This window comes from Pectobacterium actinidiae (assembly GCF_000803315.1).
Taxonomy (GTDB): Bacteria; Pseudomonadota; Gammaproteobacteria; order Enterobacterales; family Enterobacteriaceae; genus Pectobacterium; species Pectobacterium actinidiae.
The window spans coordinates 2,585,997-2,599,508 of record NZ_JRMH01000001.1 but is presented as its reverse complement, the minus strand read 5'-3'; the positions used below and the strand labels follow the sequence as shown (position 1 = coordinate 2,599,508).

Here is a 13,512-nt window from a genome sequence, read left to right as displayed (position 1 = left end):
TTTTGGCGGGACGACCCGCCCTTGCATGAGTCTAGCGTATGTTCGACACACTTCTGATTGCCAACCGTGGCGCGATTGCGTGCCGTATTCTGCGTTCGTTGCGCGAGATGAACGTCCGCGGCGTCGCGGTTTATTCTGATGCCGATATCAGTAGCCTGCATATTCAGGACGCCGATGAAGCCCTTAGCCTGGGAGAGGGCGCGGCGGCTCACACCTATCTGGATGTAGAAAAAATTCTCTCTGCGGCGCAGCGCAGCGGCGCGCAGGCGATTCATCCCGGCTATGGTTTTCTATCCGAGAATGCGGCGTTTGCCGAAGCCTGCGAAGCGGCACAGATTGCCTTTGTCGGGCCGACGCCGCAGCAGCTACGGGTATTCGGCTTAAAACATACGGCGCGCGCGCTGGCGAAGCAGCACAACGTACCGCTGCTGGAAGGCACTGAGCTGCTGGACAATATTGATGTGGCTCTCGGTGCGGCGGCAGCGATCGGCTATCCGGTCATGCTTAAAAGCACAGCCGGAGGTGGTGGGATCGGGATGCGCGTCTGCTATAACGCCACGGAACTGTCCGACGCGTTTGAAACGGTAAAGCGTTTGGGACAGAACAACTTCAGCGACGCAGGCGTTTTCATTGAAAAATATATCGAACGCGCCCGACATCTGGAGGTACAGATCTTTGGCGATGGGCAGGGCGATGTGCTCGCGCTAGGGGTTCGGGACTGTTCGGTACAGCGCCGTAATCAGAAAGTGATTGAAGAAACGCCCGCGCCCAATCTGCCAGATGGCGTTGCCGAAGCGCTGTGTTCTGCCGCAATCAGTCTGGCACAGGCGGTAAATTACCGCAGTGCCGGAACGGTGGAATTCGTTTATGACAGCGCGACGGACCGTTTTTACTTTCTTGAAGTTAATACGCGCCTTCAGGTCGAGCACGGTGTAACGGAGCAGGTATGGGGCGTGGATCTGGTGCGCTGGATGGTCGAACTGGCCGCAGGCGATTTGCCGCCGCTGCGAGAGTTGGCCGTTAGATTGAATCCGCAGGGTCATGCGATTCAGGCGCGCCTGTACGCGGAAGATCCAGGTAAACAGTTCCAGCCGTCACCGGGATTATTGACGGAAGTTGCGTTCCCCGCGTCAGAAGGACAGAGCCTACGCATCGATACGTGGGTGACGGCCGGGTGCGAGATCCCACCGTTTTTCGATCCGATGCTGGCTAAGATCATCGCTAGTGCACCCACCCGCGAGCAGGCAATAGTCGAATTGGATCGGGCGCTGGCGGACACGCGACTCTACGGCGTTGAACATAACCGTGACTATTTGCGTCAGATTTTGGCGGCAGAGCCGTTTGCCAGCGGCCAGCCGTGGACGCGCTGTCTGGATACGTTGGTTTACAACGCGACAACCTGCGAAGTGGTGAGTGCTGGCACACAGACCACCGTACAAGATTATCCCGGCCGTCTCGGATACTGGGCGGTCGGCGTGCCGCCGTCGGGACCGATGGACGATCGCGCACTGCGTTTAGGCAACCGTCTGGTGGGGAACCCGGCGGGAATGGCGGCGCTGGAAGTCACGATGAATGGGCCAACACTGCGTTTTAATACGGACGCCGTGGCGGTGGTTACTGGTGCGGCTATCGTTATCGAATTGGATGGTCAGTCTGTACCGATGGATAGCGTATTTGCGATACCGGCGGGTGCCACGCTGCGTTTAGGAACCATGCTGGATCAGGGCGTACGTAGCTATCTCTGCCTGCGCGGCGGGTTCGATGTGCCGGATTATCTCGGCAGTAAAAGCACCTTCACACTGGGGCAGTTTGGCGGCCACGCGGGCAGGGCGCTGCGGGCGGGAGACGTATTGCACCTTGCTCCCCTGAGGGACAGATACACCGGCGATAGCCTGCCGGACGAATTGCGTACCACGTTGTCTGTCGTGCGTGAACTGCGTGTGGTCTACGGCCCACATGCCGCACCGGATTATTTCACGCCTGCTTATATGGAAACCTTTCTCGCCACCGAGTGGGAAGTACATTTTAACTCCAGCCGCACGGGCGTGCGCCTGATTGGGCCAAAACCGGAGTGGGTACGTGACAGCGGTGGAGAAGCCGGGCTGCACCCTTCGAATATTCATGATAACCCGTATGCCATCGGCGCGGTGGATTTCACCGGCGATATGCCGGTTATTCTGGGGCCGGATGGCCCGAGCCTCGGTGGGTTCGTCTGTCCGGTGACGGTAATCGAAGCTGACCTGTGGGCGTTGGGGCAGCTTACTGCGGGCGACCGTGTGCGCTTTATTCCTGTCGATCTCCCGACGGCGCGTGCACTGGCGCAGGCACGTCAGGCGGAGGTGGAACAGCTTGCTCCGATCGCGATTGATTGGTCACCTGCCGCGCTCATTTCTCCGGTGGTGTTGGATAGCGGTGAGGCGGACAAGCGGTTGGTTGCACGGCTATCCGGCGATACCCACTTGCTGCTGGAGGTGGGCGCAGCGGAGTTGGATGTTGCGCTGCGTTTCCGCGTCCATGCACTCATGCTGGCGTTAGAGCAACAGGCGCTTGATGGCATCATTGACGTGACGCCGGGCATTCGCTCGTTGCAGGTGCACTATCGTCCCGAAGTGCTTTCGCTACAGCATGTGTTGGATGTGCTCTCCACGCTATGGCAGGACGTTTGCACCCAGCAGAATCTGACTGTGCCATCACGAGTGGTTTATCTGCCGCTGTCCTGGGACGATCCCGCCTGCCAACTGGCGATTCAAAAGTACATGACCACGGTACGCAGCGATGCGCCCTGGTGCCCGAGCAACCTTGAATTTATCCGCCGTATTAACGAACTGGATAATCTCGATGAGGTTTACCGCACGGTCTTTGACGCTAGCTATCTGGTGATGGGGTTGGGTGACGTTTACCTCGGTGCGCCGGTGGCAACGCCGCTGGATCCACGCCACCGTTTAGTCACTACTAAATATAATCCGGCGCGTACCTGGACCGCGGAAAACTCGGTGGGCATCGGTGGCGCTTACCTGTGTGTTTACGGCATGGAAGGGCCGGGTGGTTACCAGTTTGTTGGACGCACGCTGCAAATGTGGGATCGCTATCGCGGCGTTGACGCATTTGACGGCAAACCGTGGCTGCTGCGTTTTTTTGACCAAATTCGTTTCTATCCGGTATCGGCTGACGAATTGTTATCCATTCGACGGGATTTCCCGCTAGGACGCTACTCACTACGGATCGAACAAAGCGAACTGGCGTTAAACGCTTATCAGGATTTCTTATCGTGTGAAGCGGAAGAGATTGAAACATTCCGCGTGCGCCAGCGAGCCGCGTTTGAAGCGGAGCGCGAGCGCTGGCGTATGGCCGGTCAATCGATAGCGGATAGCGTGGATGGGGTGATTGAAGAGGCGAGTGAACCACCGATCCAACCGGGACAAGTGGGGGTAGAAAGCCCGATTTCCGGCAATCTCTGGCAGGTGACGACGGAAGTAGGCAAAACGGTGGCCGAAGGAGACACGCTGATGATCCTTGAATCGATGAAAATGGAGATCCCCATCGTGTCACCGCAGCGCGGCATTGTGCGGGATATACGCTGCCAGCCCGGTGCATCGGTTCGCGCAGGACAGTACGTGGTGGTGATCGAATCGCGGGTGGAATAACGCTGGATAGATCACAAATTTAACACCCTGCTAAGTAAAAGTGTGCGCGTGTCTTGCTATCATTTTTTCTGGGTGTTAGATTCACCTTGCTTTTAGAGCTTGTTACCGCAAAGCGGGCAAAACCTAGATGCAGATACAGGGAAATTTTTATTTCTTTCCTTGACTGTATTTACGTTTTGCCCGTTTTTTTGTTTTTGGGGAGTGGTATGACATTTTATATCAAACAAATATTAAATAATAATGTTGTCAGCGCCACGGACTCGTCGGGCAATGAGCTTATTTTAACCGGTCGGGGACTGGGTTTTGAGGCGCACGTAGGGGATAGCATTTCGGCAGACAAGGTCGAGAAAACTTTTCACCTGCATGATGATAAAATTTATTCCCGCTTTATGGTGTTGCTGAATGAAGTCCCGATGGAAATTATTCAGTTAACCGATGATATTGTGCATTTGGCGCAGCATGCGCTGAATTATAAAATTAGCGAAGGCCTTTATGTCTCGCTCTCCGATCATTTGCATTATGCCATTGAGAGGCATAAGCAGGGGTTGGAAATCAATAATCCGCTTGAATGGGAAGTGCGCCATTTTTATAAAGACGAATATTCCGTCGCCTTGCAGGCGCTGGCCATTATTGCTTCTCGCTGTGGTGTATTATTACCGAACGCCGAGGCGTGCAGTATCGCGTTGCATATTGTTAACGCAGGGATGAAAAATGCAGATGGCCAAGTGACTGAAATAACAAAGTTGATCTATCAGATTCAAAATATCGTCAAATACTGGTATGGCGTAACGATTGATGAGCAAAGCATCAACTACCAGCGTTTTATTACCCATATTAAATTTTTCGCACAGCGTGTATTAAGAAAGACAGAACTCAATGATGATGTCGATGACCTGTTTAATTTGGTCAAAAAGAAACATGAGAAAACGGTGAATTGCGTCAATGCGATTGGCGACTTCATCAAAAAGAATTATCAGTATCAAATGACTGACTCTGAAAAATTATATCTGACGGTGCATATAGAAAATATGATGCAGCGACAAAAGAATTCCATTTAGGATTGTTACTGTTTAATCAGGCAAAGCCCAGAGGAAGCTATGAAACCGATATACTCGTCATACTTCAATTTGCATGTGCGTTGGCTGCGTTTAGTCACCCGAATCACTTACTCAAGTAAGCTCATCGGGACTCCTTCTCTTGCCGCCTACCTGAAACTTGAATTATTTAGAGTATAGATAACTGTCGGTATTTATTCGACCTTAACTGTGTTTCTTTCTGGAGTAGATAATCTATGGATTATAAACAGACAGCGTCAAGGATTATTGAACATTTGGGCGGTGCCCCGAATATCATTTCCTTGTTCCATTGTATTACGCGATTGCGATTTAGCCTGAAAGATGTCAACAAAGTTGATCGCAATGCGCTGGAAAATCTTGAGGGTGTGATGGGGACAAACCTGTCGGGCGATCAATTTCAGGTTATTATTGGCGGGAAAGTGGCGCAGGTTTGTCAGGCTATTTTTGACGAATTACCGCATGTGCAAATTAATAGTGATGCTGAGAACGAAAAATCGGGTGATAAGCCGAAAAAAAGAAATCCTATCTCGGCGGCCTTTGAAATTATTTCTGGCATTTTTTCACCGATTATTCCTGCCATCGCTGGTGCGGGGATATTAAAAGGCCTGCTGTCGCTGGTTATCTCGTTTGGCTGGGTCGCCAACACTAACCAGACCTACCTGATTCTGTCCGCGATTGGCGACGGCGTGTTTTATTTCATCCCTATGGTGCTTGCGTTCAGCGCTGGGCAGAAATTTGGCGCTAACCCGTTTGTCAGCGTGGCACTGGCCGCGACGCTATTTCATCCCACCATAACAACGTTGCTGAAATCAGGGCAGCCCGTCGAATTTTTGGGGTTTGGCGTCTCTCCGGTGTCATACGCGTCATCGGTAATCCCAATTATCATCTCCGTCTGGCTGCTGAGCTATGTGGAGCGGTTTATCAGTAAATATATGCCTTCCGCACTCAGGATGATGTTTGTCCCGCTGTTGAGCTTACTGATTGTCGCCCCGATTATGCTCATTCTCATTGGACCTGCGGGGATTTTTATCGGTAATTCTCTGTCCGGCGGCATCATCTGGCTGGTGGACAACATGGGGCCGCTGGCAGGCATTATCGTTGGCGGCACGCTGTCTCTGATGATTATTACCGGTATGCATTATGTGCTGGTGCCGATCATCATCAATAACATCACTCGGCTCGGTTACGATCCGATCAAAATTCTTATCTTCGTCGCCAATTTCGGTCAGGCTGGCGCGGCATTCGGCGTATTCCTGCGTTCCCGTAACAAAAAAATCAAATCGCTGGCACTGTCGACCTCTTTCAGCGCCCTGATGGGGGTGACGGAACCGGCGATGTACGGCATCAATATCCGGTTTAAACGCCCATTTGCAGCGGCATTAATCGGCGGTGCCTGCGGCGGTGGTTTCGCGTCAGCATTTGGTGTGAAAACCTATGCCTATGCGTTAAGTGGTCTTCCTGGCCTGCCTGCCTTAGTGGGCGAAACGTTTGGTTGGGCATTAGTCAGTCTGGTTATCGCATTTACGGTGGCGACAGCCATCACGTACGTGATTGGGTTTGACGATCCGGTGGATAAAACAGAAGAAACCAACGCGCCGCCAGCACCTGATGAGGGAAAAACGGCTAGCACGATGCTGGCGACAAAAGACGAAACGCTTTTCGCGCCGCTGGCCGGTCATGTTGTGCCGTTACATCAGCTTAGCGATCCGGTTTTTGCCGATGAAGTATTTGGCAAAGGGATTGCGATTGTGCCGCAAAAAGGGGAATTGCGCTCACCGGTTAATGGCACTGTCGGTTCGATTTTTGCCACCAATCATGCCATTACGCTGGAAAGTCGCGCGGGAGCTGAGGTGCTAATCCACATCGGTATCGACACCGTTAAGCTCAATGGCCGCCATTTTACTCGTCATGTTGAGGATGAACAAAATGTGTCGGTGGGTGACCTGCTGATTAGCTTTGATCTTGATGCGTTGCGTGCGGAAAACATTGATCCGAGCGTCATTATGATTGTAACCAATACAGAAAATTATCAGGAAATCAGCGTGATAAAAGAGAATGACGTCGATTCCCGCGAAGCATTTTTGAAACTGTCCGCTGCTGCGGTGTAAGGAGAAATGATGAATTTTAATAAAACATTCCCTGAAGATTTCCTGTGGGGCGGTGCGACAGCCGCAAACCAGTTGGAAGGTGCGCACGATGTTGATGGTAAAGGTCTGTCTGCTTCTGATGTCTTCATTTTTGATGCTAGTGCGCCGAAAGCGCGCTGGCTGGATCAATGGGCTGGCATGACGCACGCGCAGGTAGCGGAAGCGCAGGATCCCAACAGTAAAAAATACTATCCCAAACGACAAGGCAACGATTTCTATCACCACTATGAGGAAGACATCGCGCTGTTTGCCGAGATGGGCTTCACGTGTTTTCGCATGTCGATTGCCTGGACGCGTCTGTTCCCGCGTGGTGATGAGCAGGAACCTAATGAAGCGGGGCTTCAGTTTTACGATAAGGTCTTTGACGCACTGCGTAAGCACAACATCGAACCGATTGTGTCGCTGTCACATTATGAAATGCCGCTGACGCTGGTGACGGAATACGGCGGCTGGCCGAACCGTAAGATCATCGATTTTTATGTGCGTTTCGCGACCACTGTCTTCACTCGCTATCGTAAGAAAGTGAAATACTGGATGACGTTCAACGAAATCAACTGCGTGAAACATCATCCTTACGTGAGCGTCGGGGTTATTGAAGAGAATCACCCGAATCTGGAGCAGGCGAAATATCAGGGCGCACATCACCAGTTTGTTGCCAGCGCACTGGCAACGAAAGCCTGCCACCAAATTATCCCCGGTTCACAGGTGGGTTGCATGATCAGCTACCAGATTCTGTATCCGCATACCTGTCACCCGGATGATTTACAAGCCTGTGAAGACGTGCAACGCGTGTCACTGTTCTTTAGCGATGTGCAAGCCAGAGGCTATTATCCCGCCTGGACGGAACGATTGTTCGCGCAGAAGGGCGTCGTGCTGCAAAAAGAAATCGGGGATGACGAGATTTTGAAGCAGTACCCGGTGGATTACGTGTCGTTCAGCTATTACATGTCGAGCACGGTGAGCGCGCACCCGGAAAGTCTGGAAGGCGTGAAAGGGAACCTGATTACGGGCGGCATCAAAAACCCATACCTGCCAGAAAGCGATTGGGGCTGGCAGATTGACCCGAAAGGGCTGCGCTTGGCGCTCAATCAGCTCTATGATCGTTACCAGAAACCGGTATTTATTGCGGAAAACGGGTTGGGCGCTGTGGATGTTGTAGGATCGAATGGTCAAATTGAGGATGATTACCGTATTGATTATCTTCGCCTGCATATTGAGCAAATGCGAGAAGCGATTGCCGATGGCGTGAAACTGTTCGGCTACACCTGGTGGGGGCCTATTGATATGGTCAGCGCCAGTACATCGCAAATGTCAAAACGCTATGGCTTTATCCATGTCGATCAAGATGATAGGGGTAACGGCACCAAGAAGCGTTCGCGTAAGAAAAGTTTCTACTGGTATAAGAAAGTGATTGCCTCAAATGGCAGCGATCTGAGTAACTAAGTGGCATTAAGAGGATCGCAAAAGCTCATCGACGATGTCGCTGGGCTTTTTTTACTGCTTCTGAGGAAGCGGGCGGTATCCTGCAAATAACATCGGGTTTTTGTCATGCTATCGACCTTTGCTGTCGTCTTACCTATCTTTGCACTGATTTTCATCGGCTGGTTTACCCGTAAAATCGGTATTTTTGGTCCGAATGCCACGTCAGAACTTAATCGATTTGTCGTCTATCTCGGGCTACCTGCGTTGCTTTTCAATATTATTGCGCATGCCCGGTGGTCTGACGTCTGGCAGCCCGGTTTTATCATGACGTTTGGTCTTGGTGCGCTGTTGGTTTTCGCACTCACGCTGGCTTTTCAGCTTTATCGCTCTCGCCATTTGGCTGATGCCGCGCTGGATGCATTGAATTCAAGCTACGCGAATACGGGGTTTATCGGTTTTCCGCTGGCGCTGGCGTTTCTGGGGCAGGAGGCGATGGCTCCGACGCTGATTGCCACGATCATCACCGTCTGCGTACTTTTTGCTTTTGCGATTGTCTTTGTTGAAGTTGGAATCCAGACGGAAACGCGCAGGACAGCACTGCTGTTGAAGGTGGCTGGTGCACTGACACGTAATCCGCTATTGATTGCACCGTCCGTGGCACTGTTTTTCCCGTTGAGCGGCCTGAGTGTTCCTGAGCCGGTGGATGTCTTCCTGAAATTGTTGGGCAACACGGCGTCGCCTTGTGCACTGATCGCACTGGGGCTTTTTCTGGCCAATACCTCGCGTGAGTCGCCTTTTCAACCGACTGTCATCGTGGGGGTGTTGGTCACGCTAAAACTGGTGCTGCATCCCATCATTACCTGGATCATTGCCACTAAGATCTTTGGGTTGCCTCCCTTGTTGACTCATACTGCGGTGCTGCTGGCTGCGCTGCCGACGGGAACCGGGCCGTTTATGCTGGCGGAGTTTTACCGCCGCGAAGCGCGCATCACCTCACGCACGGTGCTGTACTCGACGATCGTGTCTATCCTGACAATCACCGTCTATCTGTCCTGGATTCGCCCGTAAGCGAATAGCACTACGCCCTATTTATCCAGACAGGTTAGTAGGGCGGAAAGGTTGGCAGAGCGCATTCCTTTACGCCAGAGTAACTCGGTCACAATCCGACTTTCACTACCGCTGATAGCGTGCGTACCGATCAACGAGCGATCGGGGAATAGGGTAAGCAGTACGGCTGGCACGATACCGATGCCCATACCTGCTGCGACACCGCTGACAATGGCGTGGTATGACGTCATCTCGACAATTCGCTGCGGTTTGCGTTGATGTGCCAGATACCAGCGAAGTAAACGATCGCGGTACGAACAGCCATCGCTGAAAGCGAGGACGGTGCCGTTGCGAACATCATCCGGCGTATGAATGGCTTTCTGTCCTGCGGGCGAGATAATGAACAACGCTTCTTCAAAAACGGGCAGACGTTCCAGACGATCGTCTTGTGGTGCGTCGGCGAGAAAGGCTGCATCAAGACGATTGTCGAGTAACGCGTCATAAAGCCATTTGCTGATACCTGTGGAGAGTTCTAACTCCAGCGTCGGGTTCTGGGCATGGAGTCTGGCAAGCGGAGCTGGAAGGCGCGTTGCCGCCATGCTATCGAGGGCACCAAGCCGGAATTTTCCTCCCGGCATGCTGTGCCTGACGCGGTTTTCTGCTTCATCAACCAGCTCGATAATCCGCTTTGCATAGTCATACAGCGAACGCCCTTCCTGTGTGAGGATAAAGCGCTTTTTCTCACGCAGGAAAAGCGCTACCCCCAGCGTGCTCTCAAGCTGTTGGAGGCGCGTAGTAATGGCGGACGGCACGCGGTTCAGCGTTTTGGCCGCCTGCGTAATTCCCCCTTGCTCAACCAGTGCAATGAGCGTTTTTAGATCGACAATCTCCACATTTTCTCCAAAACAGAATGATGTGTGCATTTCTTTTCAATTGAAAAGAATATCTCTTTTCTCTACCGTGATTCAACCACATAGACGAATCAGGAACGCAGCATGCCTTACGTAAATATTAAAGTGACAGGGGGTTCTGAAGCCCCGACGGTAGAACAGAAAAGCGAACTCATTCTCGAAGTGACGCAACTGCTTGCCAGAGTGCTAAACAAGAACCCGGCGACGACGGTTGTCATCATTGATGAGGTCGATATGGACAACTGGGGCGTCGGCGGCGAAACCACAACACAGCGACGGAAACAGAAGTAGCGCACGTGCAAAACGGTGATGCAGCTATACGGAGAGGAAAGATGAAAAAGCTGGGGCTTATTGGCGGCATCGGGCCGGAATCTACGCTGCTCTACTACCGTAAATTGGTGTATGAAGCACAGCGTCGGGTTGGCACTGCCTTTTTTCCGAATCTGACGATAGAAAGCCTGAACGTGTTTGACGTACTGGCGCTCTGCCGTAACAAGAATTACGCGGCACTGGTTGATTACCTGATGGCTGGTATCAACAATCTGACTGCCGCTGGGGCGGATATCGTCGCGCTAACTGGGAATACGCCGCACATTGTCTTTGATGAGTTACAAAAGCAGGCTACGGTTCCACTGGTCAGTATTATCGAATCGACCAGAGACGATGCCGTGCGGTTGGGCGTAAAGAAGGTCGGTTTGTTGGGAACGCGCTTCACAATGGAAGAGGACTTTTTCAAGAAACCGTTCCGTGAGCGCGGTATTACGGTGATCGTTCCCGATGCTACGACGATAGCGCAGATTGATGACAAAATAACGACCGAATTAGAGCACGGCATCATAAAACCAACGACACTGACTGATTTTGTGAATATTGTGCAGCGTATGAAGCAGGAAAGCGGGGTCGATGCGGTCATTCTTGGCTGTACCGAACTGCCACTGTTATTCAGCGGCGTGACCTTACCGGTCGCAACGCTGGACACCATGCAAAGTCATATTGATACGTTGCTGGCAATCATTCTGACAGAGGATCGATAGAATTCCTCATTCTGTCAGGTGAGCCACGCCCGTGTAATGTTGGCTGCCCACGGTGAATACGTTTTGTCGCTGAGTCTGGCAGGCGGCGAAGCCACCTGCCCAAGCACTCAACAGTCTTCAACAATCAGATAAGCCGCATTAATCGGTCCGTGGACGCCGACAACCTTGATGAGCTCAATATCGGCGGTAGAGCTTGGGCCGCCAATAATATTAATACAAGATGGCATACGTTCACCGTGTTGCGCCATGTGATGCAGGTGTTGCGCCAACTGTGCGACGCGTGGCAACAGTGTGCTCTTGCGCAGGACAAAGAGAGAGGATTCCGGCAGCAGGCTGACGGCGCGCCCTCGCTCTGGTGCGGAAAATAGCACCACTCCGCCTGATTCGGTCAGGCCATATTCCGCGTAGACCACACCGACTTTGGCCTGTTCCGCCAGGCGCAGGTTTTCTTCTCCCGCCCGTGGGTCCCATACGGTGGCCTGACACTCGCGCTGCAAGCATGCGGTGATCCCTAATGCCTCTAAACGCGGGTCAGCGCTGATAATCACTGGCGTATGACCGTATTTATCGCACAAACGCTGTGCGGCCTGCGCCGCATCAGTTTCGGGGACGACTTCGCAGTGTGCCAGCATGACGTTAGTCGCGACATCGATAAACGCATCACAACGCTGCTGTGCGGTCAGGTCGACTAAACGGGTTTGGGCATGGTGGCTGGCTGGCCTTGGTCGCGGCATGGGCATGCGGCGCACGTCGCGTCCAAGCTGGCGAGCAATATCAGCCAGAAAGCTATCTCGGTTTCCCATTATTTTTTTCCTCTCGCCTGATGTTTTTTAAACCAGCTGCGGAAACTTTCACCGTCTGCCTCTGGCAGATCCCGTGCTTCCGTCCATTCGCCGATTGCGCCAATCTCAATAGGGGTTTTACCGTTTTTAATAAACCAGCTTGCGGCACGGGCACCAGCGATCATCCCGACTTTCCAGATTGTCGGATGGCTGTTGACGTAGCTGAATAGTTTCGTCACGCGCTGTTCGGCTTTCGGTGTTATGCCATTTTCTGCCATGACGCGCCGATGTTTGAGAATCAATGACGACAAAGGAATGCGAACCGGGCACACGGTGTCGCAGGCGGTACAGAGTGAACAGGCGTAGGGCAGTTCCTTGAAATCCTGATAGCCCCCCAGCAGGGGAGATATAACGGCACCAATCGGGCCAGGATAAATGGAACCGTAGCCGTGACCACCAATGTGACGATAGGCTGGGCAAGTGTTGATACAGGCGCCACAGCGAATACAGCGTAGAATATCGCGGAAGGTGGAGCCGAGAATTTGTGAACGCCCGTTATCGACGATCACCAGATGAAATTCCTGCGGCCCATCAACGTGTCCTGCTTCCCGCGGCCCTGTCAGCCAGGTGTTGTAACCCGTTAGGCGCGCGCCGACCGCACTACGCGCTAGCATGGTGATCAAGACGTCCACTTCTTCAAAGGTTGGTGCAATGCGCTCCATGCCCATCACCGCAATATGCGTTTTTGGCAGCGTGGTACACATTCTCGCATTACCTTCATTGGTGACCAGGCACACCGACCCGGTTTCTGCCACGGCGAAATTACAGCCGGTGATACCGATTTCCGCACTGAGAAAATCCTCACGTATCTTCTGACGAATGAACAGCGTCATGGCTTCCGGCGTTTCCGGTCCGTCATAGCCTAATTTTTCGTGCAGCACTTTACGAATCTGATAGCGATCTTTATGAATGGCGGGCACGACGACATGTGAGGGCGGATCTTGATCCAGTTGTAAAATATATTCGCCCAAATCGGTTTCGATTACGTCAATTCCCGCCTGCTGCAAGACGTGGTTCATGCCGATTTCTTCGGTGACCATTGATTTCGCTTTGACGACTTTTTTAGCATGATTAGCTTGGGCAACCTGAAGGATATAGCGGGTGGCATCCTCTTTGGTTTTGGCGAAATAGACGTGTCCGCCGTTGGCTGTCACTTTTTCTGAGAGCTGGTAAAGGTACGCATCGAGATTATCAAGCACATGCTCGCGGATCTGGGCGGCGTGATCGCGCCATGCTTCCCAATGCCCTAGCTCATCGACCATTTTTTGCCGATTCGCACCGATACGTTCCTGCGCATTGGCAACGGCCTTGCGCATGATGGGATCGTGAATCTGAGTTTGAATACGATCCTTGAATTTAACATCGCTGGTTTTCAGGCTCATATTCTCT

Annotated in this window: 10 protein-coding genes; 7 read left to right on the top strand and 3 right to left on the bottom strand. The window is 52.5% G+C overall.

Annotated features, from left to right (window positions below; genetic code table 11):
• Positions 1-38: 38 nt before the first annotated feature.
• From uca to KKH3_RS10990, 5 genes are all read left to right on the top strand, one after another.
• On the top strand, positions 39-3,644 hold the full coding sequence (gene uca, locus KKH3_RS11010) for an urea carboxylase (RefSeq protein ID WP_039359363.1): 3,606 nt from the start codon (positions 39-41) through the stop codon (positions 3,642-3,644).
• A 206-nt stretch (positions 3,645-3,850) separates the two neighbouring features.
• A complete protein-coding gene (gene licT, locus KKH3_RS11005; RefSeq protein WP_039359360.1) occupies positions 3,851-4,702 on the top strand; it encodes a BglG family transcription antiterminator LicT in 852 nt (283 codons plus the stop codon).
• 233 nt (positions 4,703-4,935) lie between these two features.
• The gene (locus KKH3_RS11000) at positions 4,936-6,828 is read left to right on the top strand and encodes a beta-glucoside-specific PTS transporter subunit IIABC (protein ID WP_039359356.1); all 1,893 of its coding nucleotides are present in this window, start codon (positions 4,936-4,938) and stop codon (positions 6,826-6,828) included.
• A gap of 9 nt (positions 6,829-6,837) precedes the next feature.
• Positions 6,838-8,310 carry a glycoside hydrolase family 1 protein gene (locus KKH3_RS10995; RefSeq protein WP_039359353.1) on the top strand — a complete coding sequence of 491 codons (1,473 nt, stop codon included), beginning with the start codon at positions 6,838-6,840 and terminating at the stop codon, positions 8,308-8,310.
• Between the two features lie 105 nt (positions 8,311-8,415).
• Positions 8,416-9,357: an AEC family transporter gene (locus KKH3_RS10990; RefSeq protein WP_039359350.1), complete on the top strand. Its 942-nt coding sequence runs from the start codon at positions 8,416-8,418 to the stop codon at positions 9,355-9,357.
• Positions 9,358-9,374: 17 nt separating this feature from the next.
• On the opposite strand, the gene KKH3_RS10985 is transcribed toward KKH3_RS10990, so the two are convergent.
• The gene (locus KKH3_RS10985) at positions 9,375-10,229 is read right to left on the bottom strand and encodes a LysR family transcriptional regulator (protein ID WP_039362359.1); all 855 of its coding nucleotides are present in this window, start codon (positions 10,227-10,229) and stop codon (positions 9,375-9,377) included.
• Between the two features lie 102 nt (positions 10,230-10,331).
• On the opposite strand from KKH3_RS10985, the gene KKH3_RS10980 reads away from it, so the two are divergent.
• Both KKH3_RS10980 and KKH3_RS10975 read left to right on the top strand, forming a co-directional pair.
• Positions 10,332-10,538 (top strand): tautomerase family protein, encoded by a 207-nt coding sequence (locus tag KKH3_RS10980; protein WP_039359347.1) that lies wholly within the window; start codon positions 10,332-10,334, stop codon positions 10,536-10,538.
• Between the two features lie 41 nt (positions 10,539-10,579).
• Positions 10,580-11,281 carry an aspartate/glutamate racemase family protein gene (locus KKH3_RS10975; protein WP_039359344.1) on the top strand — a complete coding sequence of 234 codons (702 nt, stop codon included), beginning with the start codon at positions 10,580-10,582 and terminating at the stop codon, positions 11,279-11,281.
• 107 nt (positions 11,282-11,388) lie between these two features.
• Here KKH3_RS10975 and KKH3_RS10970 read toward each other — a convergent pair whose 3' ends face one another.
• Positions 11,389-12,084, bottom strand: coding sequence for a LutC/YkgG family protein (locus tag KKH3_RS10970; protein WP_039359342.1), 696 nt, complete (start codon positions 12,082-12,084; stop codon positions 11,389-11,391).
• Positions 12,084-13,505, bottom strand: a complete 1,422-nt coding sequence (locus tag KKH3_RS10965; protein ID WP_039359339.1) for a LutB/LldF family L-lactate oxidation iron-sulfur protein — start codon at positions 13,503-13,505, stop codon at positions 12,084-12,086. The genes KKH3_RS10970 and KKH3_RS10965 overlap by 1 nt, the downstream gene beginning before the upstream one ends.
• Positions 13,506-13,512 lie beyond the last annotated feature (7 nt).

Coding starts and splice junctions, on each gene's coding strand:
- uca (WP_039359363.1), top strand. CDS start 39: ATGTTCGACACACTTCTGATTGCCAACCGTGGCGCGATTGCGTGCCGT.
- licT (WP_039359360.1), top strand. CDS start 3,851: ATGACATTTTATATCAAACAAATATTAAATAATAATGTTGTCAGCGCC.
- KKH3_RS11000 (WP_039359356.1), top strand. CDS start 4,936: ATGGATTATAAACAGACAGCGTCAAGGATTATTGAACATTTGGGCGGT.
- KKH3_RS10995 (WP_039359353.1), top strand. CDS start 6,838: ATGAATTTTAATAAAACATTCCCTGAAGATTTCCTGTGGGGCGGTGCG.
- KKH3_RS10990 (WP_039359350.1), top strand. CDS start 8,416: ATGCTATCGACCTTTGCTGTCGTCTTACCTATCTTTGCACTGATTTTC.
- KKH3_RS10980 (WP_039359347.1), top strand. CDS start 10,332: ATGCCTTACGTAAATATTAAAGTGACAGGGGGTTCTGAAGCCCCGACG.
- KKH3_RS10975 (WP_039359344.1), top strand. CDS start 10,580: ATGAAAAAGCTGGGGCTTATTGGCGGCATCGGGCCGGAATCTACGCTG.
- KKH3_RS10970 (WP_039359342.1), bottom strand. CDS start 12,084: ATGGGAAACCGAGATAGCTTTCTGGCTGATATTGCTCGCCAGCTTGGA.
- KKH3_RS10965 (WP_039359339.1), bottom strand. CDS start 13,505: ATGAGCCTGAAAACCAGCGATGTTAAATTCAAGGATCGTATTCAAACT.